Genomic DNA, 13,654 nt, shown 5'->3' with positions numbered 1-13,654 from the left:
GCGTCATCGTTGGCGACCATCGCGAGCATGCTCGCTCCTACAGGTTTGTTCGCCTGCCTTAACCCGAGATCAAGACGGATCAGATTATGCTCAGGCTAAAGCACGGCCTACTCCAGGCCGCCGGTTGGCTGTTTTATCTAAGTTTGCTGATGGGCCTCGCCGTAGCGTTGCCCGTGTCCACATTCGACCCCGAGTCGAAGGACTTCATTTTCCTGATCGGTATCGTCGGCATCTGGCGCTACTCGATGGGGGCCACGCACTTTGTGCGCGGCATGCTGTTTCTGTACGTGGTCTACCCGCACCTGCGGCGCAAGGTGCGCAAGCTTGGCAAGGCGGCGGACCCGTCCCACGTATTCCTGATGGTCACCAGTTTCCGCATCGATGCGCTGACCACCGCGCAGGTCTACAGCTCGGTGATTCGCGAGGCCATCGACTGCGAACTGCCCACCACCGTGGTCTGCTCCATCGTGGAAATGTCCGATGAGCTGCTGGTCAAGAGCCTGTGGAAGCGGATGAACCCGCCGGCCCGGGTCAAGCTCGACTTCGTGCGCATTCCCGGCACCGGCAAGCGCGATGGCCTGGCCTACGGTTTCCGCGCCATTTCCCGCCACTTGCCGGACGACCGCGCCGTGGTTGCGGTGATCGATGGCGACACCGTGCTCGGCGAAGGCGTGGTGCGCAAGACCGTGCCGTGGTTCCAGCTGTTCGGCAATGTCGGCGGCCTGACCACCAACGAATTCTGTGAAGTGCGCGGCGGCTACATCATGAGCGAATGGCACAAGCTGCGTTTCGCCCAGCGTCACATCAACATGTGCTCGATGGCCCTGTCCAAGCGCGTGTTGACCATGACCGGGCGGATGTCGGTGTTCCGTGCCACCGTGGTCACCAACCCCGAATTCATCGCCGACGTGGAAAGCGACTCCCTGCAACACTGGCGCCTGGGTCGTTTCAAGTTCCTCACCGGCGACGACAAGTCCAGCTGGTTCAGCCTGATGCGCCTGGGCTACGACACCTTCTACGTGCCCGATGCAGCGATCAACACCGTCGAGCATCCACCGGAAAAGAGCTTCATCAAGGCCAGTCGCAAGCTGATGTTCCGCTGGTACGGCAACAACCTGCGCCAGAACTCCCGCGCCCTGGGCCTGGGGATCAAGCGCCTCGGTGCGTTCACTTCGGTAGTGCTGTTCGATCAGCGCGTGTCGATGTGGACTTCCCTGCTGGGCCTGACCGTGGCGCTGATCGCCAGCTTCAAGTACGGCACCGCGTTCATCCTGGTGTACCTGCTGTGGATCGGCATCACCCGCCTGATCCTGACGCTGTTGCTGTCCTGCTCCGGCCACCGGATCGGCCCGGCCTACCCGGCGATTCTTTATTACAACCAGATCGTCGGCGCACTGGTGAAGATCTACGTGTTCTTCCGCCTCGACCAACAGTCCTGGACTCGCCAACCCACTTCTCTGTCCCGTGATCTCGCCAGCTTTCAACGTTGGTTCAACACCTGGTCGTCTCGGACCATGACCTTCTCCGCCGGCAGCATTTTCGTCGCCGTGCTGCTGATGATGGTCTGACCGGACTCGCCTGAATTAACTAGGAAAACGCCCCTATGAATACCGCCGTCAACGCCAACGTAGTGCACGAATCCGAAGCCCAGCGCCAACACGCCCGGGTCAAAATCCCGGCCAAGCTGCGCTTCTTCGGCCCGGACCGTACGCCAGTCGAAGCACGCGTGCTCGATCTCTCCGCCGGTGGCCTGGCCTTCAATGCCGGGCAGCTGCCACTGAACATCGGCGACAAGTACAAGGCCCGTCTGCAATTCGTCATCGATAACCTCGGCCTGGCCATGGACGTCGAACTGCAGGTGCGCTCCTACGATCGCCAGACCGGTCGTACCGGTTGCCAGTTCCAGAACCTGGAACCGCAAGACATCTCGACCCTGCGTCACCTGATCACTTCGCACCTGGCCGGCGACATCGTCAGCATCGGCGAGGTGCTGGCGACCCTGCAGCGCGACAACTTCACCAAGGCGCGCAAGATGAAGGACGGCGGCCATGGCATGAGCGCATTCGGGCGCCTGAAAGCCGTGACCTTCAGCCTGGGGGTCTTCGTCGTCGGCCTGGCGGCGTTCGGTTTCATTTTCAAATCGGTGTACGGCATGTACTTCGTCAGCCATGCCCAGGCCGGTCTGGTCAGCGTGGCAGGCGTGAACATCACCATGCCTCGCGATGGCACCGTCCAGAGCCTGGTGAAAGCCGACGGCGTCGCCGCCAAGGGCGCACCGCTGGCGACCTTCAGCACCAGCATGCTGGACGTGCTCAAGGGCCACCTGGATGACAATCAATTGGCCCCGGCCAAGGTTGAAGAACTGTTCGGCAAGCAAATGACCGGCACCCTGACTTCGCCGTGCGATTGCACCGTGGGCCAGCAACTGGTCGCCAACGGTCAGTACGCCAGCAAGGGCGACGTGATCTTCCAGCTGGTACCGCGCAACACCGAAGCCAATGTCGAGGCGCGCTTCTCCTACCGTCAGTTCGGCGACGTGCTGCCAGGCACCGCCGTGCGCTTCCAGATCGCCGGTGAAGACAAGACCCGCACCGGCAAGATCGTCAGCAGCACCAGCCTGAAAAGCGCCGACCTGTCCTCCGACATCCGCGTCCTGATCCAGCCTGACGAAGCCCTGGACAGCACCCTTGCCGGCCGTCCGGTGGAAGTGAACAGCGACCGCGGCCCGAACCTGAGCTGGCTGATCGACAAAGCCATGGCAGCTGGTCTGTAACCGGAGGACATGCCTGTGAAGACTCCTATCCTCAACACACCGCAATCCCTGTGGGAGCGAGCCTGTCGAATCGTCGAACCGTCGCGATGGGATCAGCGCGGTTTGTCTGATGCACCGAGTCGCCTGCATCGCGAGCAGGCTCACTCCTACATGGGATCTCTGTGTGCAGTGGCGTTGGCGGTCAGCCTCGCCGGTTGCGCCGGCCTGCCCGACCAGCGCCTGGCCAACGAAGCCCTCAAGCGTGGCGACACCGCCACCGCCGCGGCGAACTATCAGCAGCTGGCGGACCTGGGTTACAGCGAAGCCCAGGTCGGCCTGGCCGATATCCAGGTCGACAGCCGCGACCCGGCACAGATGAAACAGGCCGAGGCCACCTACCGTGCCGCGGCCAGTGTTTCGCCGCGTGCCCAGGCGCGTCTCGGTCGTTTGCTGGTGGCCAAGCCCGGCGCCACCGAAGCCGAACATCACGAGGCCGAAGGCTTGTTGAAAAAGGCTTCCGCCGCTGGCGAAGGCAACACCCTGATCCCCTTGGCGATGCTGTACCTGCAATACCCGCACAGCTTCCCCAACGTCGACGCGCAGAAGCAAATCAGCCAATGGCGCGCCGAAGGCAAGCCGGAAGCGGGCCTGGCGCAAGTGCTGCTGTATCGCACCCAGGGCACCTACGACCAGCATCTGGATGACGTGGAAAAAATCTGCAAGGCCGCGCTCAACACCACCGACATTTGCTACGTCGAACTGGCCACGGTCTATCAGAAAAAAGCCCAGCCAGAGCAACAGGCCGAGCTGATCAAGCAGCTGCAGGCAGCGCACAGTCGCGGCACCGTCTCCGCCCAGCGGGTGGACAGCGTGGCTCGCGTGCTCGCCGATGCGACCCTGGGCCAGACCGACGAAAAAACCGCGCAGTCGCTGCTCGAACCTATCGCTCCCGGCTACCCGGCGTCGTGGGTCACCCTCGCGCAACTGATCTACGACTTCCCCGAACTGGGTGATGTCGATCAGATGATGAAGTACCTGGACAACGGCCGCGCCGCCGACCAGCCCCGCGCCGAACTGTTGCTGGGCAAGCTGTACTACGAAGGCAAGATGGTTCCGGCCGATGCCAAGGTCGCCGAAGAACACTTCCAGAAAGCCGTCGGCCGCGAAGTCGCCGCCGACTACTACCTCGGCCAGATTTATCGCCGTGGCTACCTGGGCAAGGTCTATCCGCAGAAGGCCCTCGACCATCTGCTGACCGCTGCGCGCAACGGCCAGAACAGCGCCGACTTCGCCATTGCCCAACTGTTTTCCCAAGGCAAGGGCACCAAGCCCGACCCGCTTAACGCCTACGTGTTCAGCCAGCTCGCCAAAGCCCAGAACACCCCGCAAGCCACCGAGCTTGCACAAACACTCGAAGCCCAACTGCCGCCTGCGCAAATGGCCGAAGCCCAACGCCTGTTGAAACAGGAACAGTCCGTTCGCGGTGCCTTGAGCCAGAACACGCCACAACTGCAGGCCCTGCAAGAAGACGGCGAGGAAGCCCTATGAAGTTGAATCCATTCATGAAGGCCGGTATCGGCCTGACATTCGCCCTGATCTGGTCCTGCCCGACACTGGCGGCAATGACCGAAGAAACCAAGAACTTCGGCCTGGACGTGAAAATCACCGGCCAGTCCGAAGACGACCGCGACCTGGGCACCGCCAGTGGTGGCGACGTCAATGGCGTGGGCCTGGACCTGCGTCCGTGGGTCTATGGCGAAAGCGGCGCGTGGAGCGCCTACGCCATGGGCCAGGCGGTGACGTCCACCGACATCATCGAGACCGACACCCTGCAACAGTCCGATGGTGCCGAGAACACCGACAACAATGATCGCCAGACCAAGAAGAACTACCTGGCGATGCGCGAGTTCTGGGTCGGCTACAGCGGCTTCACGCCCTACCCCGGCGAGATTCTCAAGTTCGGTCGCCAGCGCCTGCGCAACGACGACGGCCAATGGCGCGACACCAACATCGAAGCCCTGAACTGGACCTTCGACACCACCCTGTTGCGCGCCAACGCCGGTATCGCCGAACGCTTCAGCGAGTACCGCACTGACCTGAAGGAATTGTCGCCCCAGGACAAGGATCGCCTGCACGCCTACGCCGATGCCGCCTACCAGTGGACACCGGGCAACTGGGTCGGCATTCGCGGCCATCACACCCACGATGACGGCAAGCTCGACTACCCGACGCCGGGTGAGCCTGCCGACACCCTGGACAAGAAACAGAACGGCGACATCAGCTGGCTCGGCCTTACCGCCGACAGCGACGCCTACAACTGGCGCAACACCAACACGGTCAATTACTGGGGCAGCATCACCGGCATGAGCGGCGACCGCGACACGGTCAACCCGCTGAACGCCGATGGCACCGCACCCGCACAAGCCAAACGCAGCGGCGATGTCGACGGCTGGGCCACCGACCTGGGCGTGCGCCTGCGCCTCGATCCGCAATGGCAAGTGGGTGCGGCCTATGCCCGCGCCAGCGCCGATTACGAACAGAACGGCCTGGAAAGCAACCGCTCGAACTTCACCGGTACACGTTCGCGGGTACACCGTTTCGGCGAGGCCTTCCGTGGCGAAATGAACAACCTGCAAACCGCCACGCTGTTCGGTTCCTGGATGCTCAACGACCAGTACGACGCCAGCCTGATCTACCACAAGTTCTGGCGTGTCGACGGCAACAAGCCGGTGGGCAGCAACGGTATCAACGCCGTGCAGAACAACACCGATGACGTCACCGGTGCCGTGCTGTCCAGCACCTCGCTGCCGCTCAACGATGGCGAAAAGGACATGGGTCAGGAAATGGACCTGGTGGTCACCAAGTACTTCAAGCAGGGCCTGTTGCCGGCTTCGCTGAGCCAGGCGGTCGACGAGCCTTCGGCGCTGGTGCGGTTCCGTGGCGGCGTGTTCAAGCCGGGTGACGCCTATGGCAAACAAGTCGATTCGTACATGCACCGTGCGTTCATCGACGTGATCTGGCGCTTCTGATGCAAACCGCGAAGGGAGTGCCCGACATGAACAATTGCAAGCGCGGCTCGATCAGCTTGCTGGCCGGCGCAATGCTGCTGGCCAGTGCGGCCACCTTCGCCAGTGTGGAGCCGGTAGCGCCTCAACCTGCGAGGCCGTCGACCATGGCCAAAGGACTGCAACAAGCCAAGACCTACACCGTCAGCAGCGCGCCGACCGCGCCGCTGGAACTGGCCACGCCGAAACTGCCGGACCTCTCGGGCTACACCAGCGAGGCCATCGCGGCGAAAGTCGTGCGCAGCAAGGCGGGCAAAATCAGCGTGCGTCGGATGATGCAGGAAGACGCCCTGAAGGACTTCATCGGCGGCGACAACAAGATGGCCGAATGGGTGGTGCGCCAGCACGGCATCCCCCAGGCGATCTTCGTCGACGACGGCTACATGAACCTCAAGGACCTGGCGAAGAAGCAACCCAAGTACGTCATCGAAACCGCGCCGGGGGTTTACCTGGCCCGGTTGCCGATCGTGGTCGGTCGCCATGGCATCCTGGAAATCGACAAGCAGACCCAGGAACTGCGCCTGTCCCAGGAGGCCGGCTCGTTCCTGGTCAACGACGGCCAGCTGTTTGTGCGCGACACCAAAATCACCGGCTGGCGCGAAAAGGACAACGGCCCGGCGACGTTCAATTCGCCCAAGGAATTCCGTCCGTTCCTGCTGGCCTGGGGTGGTACCGAGACCTACATCGCCGACAGCAAGATCGCCAGTTTCGGCTACGCCAACAGTAAGTCCTACGGCGTGAGTATTTCCCAGTACACGCCGAACATGGCCAAGGTCCTCAAGCGCCCGGAACCGACCGGCTGGATCGTCGGTTCCGAGTTCTCGGACATGTGGTACGGCTTCTACTGCTATGAAACCCGCGACTTCGTGGTCAAGGGCAACACCTACAAGGACAACATCGTCTACGGCATCGACCCCCATGACCGCTCGCACGGTCTGATCATTGCCGACAACACGGTGTACGGGACCAAGAAGAAGCACGGGATCATTATTTCCCGTGAGGTCAACGACAGCTTCATCTTCAACAACCGCAGCTACGACAACAAGTTGTCCGGCATCGTGATCGACCGAAACAGCGTCAACAACCTGATCGCCCACAACGAGGTCTACCAGAACCACACCGACGGCATCACCCTCTACGAGAGTGCCGACAACCTGTTGTGGGGCAACAAACTGCTGAGCAACCGTCGCCACGGCATCCGCATTCGTAACAGCGTGAACATTCGCCTGTACGAAAACGTCGCCATGGCCAACGGCCTGACCGGCGTCTACGGGCACATCAAGGACCTCACCGATACCGACCGTGACATCAAGCTCGACCCGTTCGACGCCCAGGTGTCGCTGATCGTGGTCGGTGGCGAACTGGCGGCCAACGGCAGTGGCCCGCTGTCCATCGACTCGCCCCTGAGCGTCGAGCTGTATCGCGTGTCCATGCTCGCGCCGACCAAATCCAGCGGCATCAGCTTCACCGGCATTCTCGGCGAGCGCCAGGATGAAATTCTCGACCTGCTGGTGCGCCAGCAGAAAGCCGTGCTGATCGACCCTGTCGAACGCCAGACCGAAATGCGGGACTGAGGATAATTTTATGCACCCACACTTGATCAAATTACTCAGCCTGTCGGCCCTGACCGCCGGCATTCTCGCCGCCAGCACCGGTGCGCGCGCCGATGAGGTGCAAGCGCCGAAATTCAGCGCCGAACCGTGCTGCAGCCTGTGCCCGGCCGCCCACGATGCGAAGAACTACACCACCCGCTACCAGCAGAACTTCACCACGCTGGTGCAGGCCCAGGGCGACTGGCTGTTCCGTACCCAGGAAGACTTGCGCACCGAATTCGACACCACCCCCGCTGGCTACAAACGCATGAAGCAGTTGCACGATGCGTTCAAGAGCAAAGGCGTGGAGCTCGTTGTTGTGTACCAACCAACGCGTGGCCTGGTGAACCGCAACAAGTTGAATCCAGCCGAGAAAGCCAGCTTCGATTTCGACAAGGCGCTGCGCAACTACAAGACCATGCTCGGGCGCTTCGCGCAGATGGGTTACGTGGTGCCGGACCTATCGCCGCTGACCAACGAACAACTGCCCGATACCCTGCCGGCCCACGATTTCTACTTCCGTGGCGACCAGCACTGGACGCCATACGGCGCCCAGCGCACGGCAAAAATCGTCGCAGAAAAGGTCAAGCAACTGCCTGAGTTCGCCGACATTCCCAAGCGTGAATTCGAGACCCACAAGTCGGGTCGCATGGGCAAGACCGGAACATTGCACAACATGGCCGGTCAACTCTGTGGCACCAGCTACGCGATCCAGTACATGGATCAATTCACCACCGAGCCCAAGGGCGAAGCGGGCGATGGCGACCTGTTCGGCGATTCCGGCAACCCGCAGATCACCCTCGTGGGCACCTCCCACAGTGGCAAGAACTACAACTTCGCCGGTTTCCTCGAAGAGGCCATCGGCGCCGACATTCTCAACGTGGCGTTCCCCGGCGGCGGCCTGGAAGGTTCGATGCTGCAGTACCTGGGCAGCGACGAGTTCCAGAAGAACCCGCCGAAGATTCTCATCTGGGAATTCTCGCCGCTCTACCGCCTGGACCAGGAAACCATCTACCGCCAGATGATGGCGCTGCTGGACAACGGTTGCGAAGGCAAGGATGCACAGATGTCCGGCAGCAGCACCTTGAAGCCGGGCAAGAACGAACTGATGGTCAACAGCAAAAACCTCGACCTGCGTAACAGCAATCACCAGGTCGACATCCGCTTCGCCGATACCTCGGTGAAAACCCTGCAAGCCACCCTCTGGTACATGAACGGGCGCCACGAGGACATCAAGATCGAAAAACCGGAAACCTCCGAAACCGACGGACGTTTCGCCTTCGAGTTGCGCACGGACGAAGACTGGGCTTCGCAGAACCTGCTGGCCGTCGAAGTCCAGGGCCCTGAAGCCGGTGCCGCGCCGCAGAAAGTCGAAGCGAAAATCTGCAAACGCAACGTATTCCCGGGCGCCGAGCAGCGTACTGCTTCGGTCGGGCAATGAGGTCTGCCATGCGAACTCCGACACTTGCAACACTGACGCTGCTGAGCCTGGCGATGTTCGCCGACGCGACTCAGGCTGCCGCGCCGCTGCGTCCGCCCCAGGGCTATTTCGCGCCAATCGAAAAAGTCAAAACCGGCGACAAGAGCGAAGGCTGCGATGCCATGCCGACGCCCTACACCGGCTCGCTGCAATTTCGCAGCAAGTACGAAGGCTCGGACAAGGCCCGCGCGACCCTGAACGTGCAATCGGAAAAAGCCTTCCGCGACAGCACCGCCGACATCACCAAGATCGAGCGCGGCACCAGCAAGCGGGTGATGCAGTTCATGCGTGACGGTCGCCCGGAGCAGCTGGAATGCACCCTGAATTGGCTGACCGCCTGGGCCAAGGCCGACGCGCTCATGTCCAGGGACTTCAACCACACTGGCAAGTCCATGCGCAAATGGGCGCTGGGCAGCATGGCGTCTTCGTACATTCGCCTGAAATTCTCCGACTCCCATCCGCTGGCCAACCATCAGCAGGAGTCGCAGCTGATCGAGGCCTGGTTCAGCAAAATGGCCGATCAGGTGGTGAGCGACTGGGACAACCTGCCGCTGGACAAGACCAACAACCACTCGTACTGGGCGGCCTGGTCGGTGATGGCAACGTCCATCGCCACCAACCGTCGCGACCTGTTCGACTGGGCGGTGAAGGAATACAAGGTCGGCGCCAACCAGGTCGACGCCGACGGTTACCTGCCCAACGAACTCAAGCGCCAGCAACGCGCCCTCGCCTACCACAACTACGCCCTGCCACCGCTGGCGATGATCGCCAGTTTCGCCCAGGTCAACGGCGTGGATCTGCGTCAGGAAAACAACGGTGCGCTGAAGCGCCTGGGTGACCGCGTGCTCGCGGGGGTGAAAGACCCGGATGAATTCGAGCAGAAGAACGGCAAGGAACAGGACATGACCGACCTGAAGGAGGACATGAAATTCGCCTGGCTCGAACCGTTCTGCACGCTCTACACCTGCTCGGCGGATGTGCTGCAGAAGAAGCACAAGATGCAACCGTTCAAGACCTTCCGCCTTGGGGGTGATTTGACCAAGGTCTATGACCCGGCAAACGAAAAGGGCAAGGGTTCCTGAGGCTGAAGAAGTTCCCCCTGTGGGAGCGAGCCTGCTCGCGATTGCGGTCTGACATCCAGCATCGATGTCGACTGTCAGGCCCTCATCGCGAGCAGGCTCGCTCCCACAGGAGGCGCTAGTCGAGTTGGAGTTTTGTGTAATCCCCCCCGGTTTTCGATGGGGGGTTTGGGGGGGCCGTTGGCCCTTGACTGTTGGTTAAACAAGGAGAGATCGGGATGGTTTTTTCGTCCAACGTATTCCTGTTTTTGTTCTTGCCGATCTTTCTCGGCTTGTACTACCTGAGCGGGCAACGCTATCGCAACCTGCTGCTGCTGATCGCCAGCTACGTGTTCTACGCCTGGTGGCGTGTGGACTTCCTGGCGCTGTTCGCCGCCGTCACCGTGTGGAACTACTGGATCGGCCTGAAAGTCGGTGCCGCCGGGGTCAAGACCAAACCGGCGCAGCGCTGGCTGCTGCTCGGCGTGGCCGTCGACCTGTGCATCCTCGGCTACTTCAAGTACGCCAACTTCGGTGTCGACAGCATCAACGCCATGATGACCTCAGTGGGCCTTGAGCCGTTCATCCTAACCCACGTGCTGTTGCCGATCGGGATCTCGTTCTACATCTTCGAGTCCATCAGCTACATCATCGACGTCTACCGTGGCGACACGCCGGCGACCCGCAACCTGATCGACTTCGCGGCATTCGTGGCGATCTTCCCGCACCTGATCGCCGGTCCCGTGCTGCGTTTCCGCGACCTCGCCGATCAGTTCAACAACCGCACCCACACCCTCGATAAATTCTCCGAGGGCTGCACGCGGTTCATGCAGGGTTTCATCAAGAAAGTCTTCATCGCCGACACCCTCGCGGTGGTGGCCGACCATTGTTTCGCCCTGCAGAACCCGACCACGGGCGATGCCTGGCTGGGCGCCCTGGCGTACACCGCGCAGTTGTATTTCGACTTCTCCGGCTACAGCGACATGGCGATCGGCCTGGGCCTGATGATGGGCTTCCGCTTCATGGAAAACTTCAAGCAGCCCTACGTCAGCCAGTCGATCACCGAGTTCTGGCGCCGCTGGCACATCAGCCTGTCGACCTGGCTGCGTGACTACCTCTACATCACCCTGGGCGGCAACCGCAAAGGCACGCTGATGACCTATCGCAACCTGTTCCTGACCATGCTGCTCGGTGGTCTGTGGCACGGCGCGAACATCACCTACATCGTCTGGGGTGCGTGGCACGGCATGTGGCTGGCGATTGAAAAAGCCATCGGCCTGAACACCACGCCACGCAGCTTCAACCCGATCCGCTGGGCGCTGACCTTCCTGCTGGTGGTGATGGGCTGGGTGATCTTCCGTGCCGAGAATCTACACGTCGCCAGCCGCATGTACGGCGCGATGTTCAGCTTCGGCGACTGGTCGCTATCGGAACTCAACCAGGCCAACCTCACCGGCCTGCAAGTGGCGACCCTGATCGTGGCGTACGTGACCCTGGCGTTCTTCGGCCTGCGTGATTTCTACACCAACCAGCCGCCGGTCAAGACCAAGCCTGCCGTGAACATCGATGCCGACGGCCCGGCCGCCGCTACACCGGGAACGATCAAGGCTGTGCCTGGGGATAACCCGGCGAGCATCCACCAGCCTGGCTACACCGTCGGCGTCGAAGCCCAGGTGCAACCGGCCTACTGGACCGCCGACTGGTCGCGCTACGTGATGCGCGCCCTGGTGCTGCTGCTGTTCATCGCCTCGATTCTCAAACTCTCGGCGCAAAGCTTCTCGCCGTTCCTTTACTTCCAGTTCTGAGGGATCTGACCATGACCCGCTCATTACGCATCTTCTACATCGCCCTGTTCCTGGTGACGCTGTTGGCCCTTGGCCTGTGGTCGGTTCGCAGCTTCCTGGGTTTCAGCACCAACGCCGACGCGACGGTGCTCAACGGCCGCTGGACCAAGGCGGTGGAGACGCACTACGACGACGAATTCCCGATCAAGCGCCTGGGCACCAACCTCTGGGCGGCGCTGGATTTCAAACTGTTCAACGAAGGTCGTCCGGGCGTGGTGCTCGGTCGCGACCAATGGTTGTACAGCGATGAAGAATTCCACCCGGTCGTCAACGAAGAGCTGAACCTGCAAGGCAACTACGCGCTGGTTGAAGGCGTGCGCCAGACCCTGAAAGAGAAAGGCGTGCAACTGGTAATGGCCGTGGTGCCGGCCAAGGTGCGCCTGTACCCGGAACACCTCGGCGAGGTGAAACCGGCGAGCATCCACGCCAACCTCTACCAGGACTTCCACAAGCGCCTGGCCGCCGACCGGATTCCGGCGCCTGACCTGCTCGGCCCGCTGCAAGCCGCGAAAAACGAAGGCAAGCAAGTGTTCCTGCGCACCGACACCCACTGGACTCCGGAAGGCGCCGAAATCGCCGCCAACCGCTTGGCCAAGACCATTGCCGACAAGTTCCCGCTCAGCGGCGAACCGCAAGACTTCATCACCGAGCCTGCGGAAAAGATCACGCACAAGGGCGACCTGCGCCTGTTCCTGCCGCTGGACCCGCTGTTCGAAAACATGATGCCGGCGCAAGAGCCACTGCAAAAGCGCAACACCGTAGCCGCCGGCGATCAGCCTGCCGGTGACGACGCCTTGTTCGCCAACACCGAAGTTCCGGTAGCGCTGATCGGCACCAGCTACAGCGCCAACCCCAACTGGAATTTCGTGGGCGCGCTCAAGCAAGCCCTGCGCAGCGACGTGGTCAATTACGCCGAAGACGGCCACGGCCCGATCTTGCCGATGCTCAGCTACCTGAAAAGCGACGCTTTCAAGAACAGCCCGCCCCAGGTGCTGATCTGGGAGTTCCCTGAACGATATCTGCCTGTGAACAACGAAATCGGTGACGCCGACCCGCAGTGGGTCGCAGAGCTCAAACAAGCCGGCGCCCGCCAACAAAACGTAGCCATTAACAACAAATCCGAGACGCCCGACCGGGCGCAAAACTGAAAGAGAGAGGTACTACCATGACTTTCACTACTACTCCTCGTCGTCTCGCCAAGACCTTTGCACTGGTTGCTGGTATGAGTGTGCTCTCGATGCAGGCCTTCGCCGGCGGCGACGCGGCGCTGTACGGCCCGACCGCACCGAAAGGCTCGACCTTCGTGCGCATCTACAACGCCAGCAACGCCGAAGTCAGCGCCACTGTGGGCAGCACCAACCTGAGCGACGTCGCGCCGTTGTCCAGCAGCGACTTCAGCTTCATGCCCGGTGGCGACTACAGCGCCAAGGTCGGCAGCCAGACGCTGCCGGTGAAGCTGGCCGGTGACCATTATTACACCCTGGTCAACAACGCCAGCGGCGCGCCGCAACTGATCGAAGAGCCGCCGTTCAAGAACAAACAGAAATCCCTGGTTCGCATGCAGAACCTCAGCGACAAGGCACTGACCCTGAAAACCGCCGACGGCAAGACCGACGTGGTCCCCAACGTAGCCGCCAAAGGCCGTGGCGAACGTGAAATCAACCCGGTGAAAGTCAGCCTGGCGCTATACGATGGAGCAACGAAAGTCGGCGACGTGAAACCCGTCGCCCTGGAACGCGGTGAAGCCGCCGTGCTGTACGTCACCGGCAGCGGCAGCAGCCTGTCGCCGGTCTGGGTAAAACGCCCGGTATCGACGCGCTAACCCTATTCCCCAATTGATGCAGTCCCCCTTGTGGGAGCGAG

At 61.7% G+C, this 13,654-nt stretch carries 10 protein-coding genes; all 10 read left to right on the top strand.

What is annotated here, in order from left to right:
* The first annotated feature begins 86 nt into the window (after nucleotides 1-86).
* The 10 genes from alg8 to ABTV29_RS05010 all read left to right on the top strand — a co-directional run bounded on the left by alg8 (nucleotide 87) and on the right by ABTV29_RS05010 (nucleotide 13,613).
* A complete protein-coding gene (gene alg8 / locus ABTV29_RS05055) occupies nucleotides 87-1,568 on the top strand; it encodes a mannuronan synthase (RefSeq protein WP_433769098.1) in 1,482 nt (493 codons plus the stop codon).
* Between the two features lie 35 nt (nucleotides 1,569-1,603).
* Nucleotides 1,604-2,773: a PilZ domain-containing protein gene (locus tag ABTV29_RS05050; RefSeq protein WP_433769097.1), complete on the top strand. Its 1,170-nt coding sequence runs from the start codon at nucleotides 1,604-1,606 to the stop codon at nucleotides 2,771-2,773.
* Nucleotides 2,774-2,788: 15 nt separating this feature from the next.
* A complete protein-coding gene (gene algK / locus ABTV29_RS05045; RefSeq protein WP_433769096.1) occupies nucleotides 2,789-4,300 on the top strand; it encodes an alginate biosynthesis TPR repeat lipoprotein AlgK in 1,512 nt (503 codons plus the stop codon).
* Nucleotides 4,297-5,781, top strand: coding sequence for an alginate export family protein (locus tag ABTV29_RS05040; protein WP_433769095.1), 1,485 nt, complete (start codon nucleotides 4,297-4,299; stop codon nucleotides 5,779-5,781). The genes algK and ABTV29_RS05040 overlap by 4 nt, the downstream gene beginning before the upstream one ends.
* Nucleotides 5,782-5,807: 26 nt before the next feature.
* Nucleotides 5,808-7,391 (top strand): mannuronan 5-epimerase AlgG, encoded by a 1,584-nt coding sequence (algG, locus tag ABTV29_RS05035; RefSeq protein ID WP_433769094.1) that lies wholly within the window; start codon nucleotides 5,808-5,810, stop codon nucleotides 7,389-7,391.
* A gap of 10 nt (nucleotides 7,392-7,401) precedes the next feature.
* Nucleotides 7,402-8,850, top strand: coding sequence for an alginate O-acetyltransferase (locus ABTV29_RS05030; RefSeq protein ID WP_433769093.1), 1,449 nt, complete (start codon nucleotides 7,402-7,404; stop codon nucleotides 8,848-8,850).
* Nucleotides 8,851-8,858: 8 nt separating this feature from the next.
* Nucleotides 8,859-9,971, top strand: coding sequence for a mannuronate-specific alginate lyase (locus tag ABTV29_RS05025; protein WP_433769092.1), 1,113 nt, complete (start codon nucleotides 8,859-8,861; stop codon nucleotides 9,969-9,971).
* A gap of 215 nt (nucleotides 9,972-10,186) precedes the next feature.
* Nucleotides 10,187-11,752, top strand: a complete 1,566-nt coding sequence (locus tag ABTV29_RS05020; protein WP_433769091.1) for an MBOAT family O-acyltransferase — start codon at nucleotides 10,187-10,189, stop codon at nucleotides 11,750-11,752.
* A gap of 11 nt (nucleotides 11,753-11,763) precedes the next feature.
* The gene (locus ABTV29_RS05015; protein WP_433769090.1) at nucleotides 11,764-12,939 is read left to right on the top strand and encodes an alginate O-acetyltransferase; all 1,176 of its coding nucleotides are present in this window, start codon (nucleotides 11,764-11,766) and stop codon (nucleotides 12,937-12,939) included.
* A 17-nt stretch (nucleotides 12,940-12,956) separates the two neighbouring features.
* Entirely contained in the window at nucleotides 12,957-13,613 is a 657-nt protein-coding gene (locus ABTV29_RS05010) for an alginate O-acetyltransferase AlgF (protein ID WP_433769089.1), read from the top strand.
* The last annotated feature ends 41 nt before the right edge of the window (nucleotides 13,614-13,654 follow it).

Source organism: Pseudomonas putida, assembly GCF_050989985.1.
In the GTDB taxonomy this organism is placed as follows: domain Bacteria; phylum Pseudomonadota; class Gammaproteobacteria; order Pseudomonadales; family Pseudomonadaceae; genus Aquipseudomonas; species Aquipseudomonas putida_AI.
The sequence above is the reverse complement of the archived record's forward strand: the minus strand, read 5'-3'. Positions and strand labels throughout refer to the sequence as shown.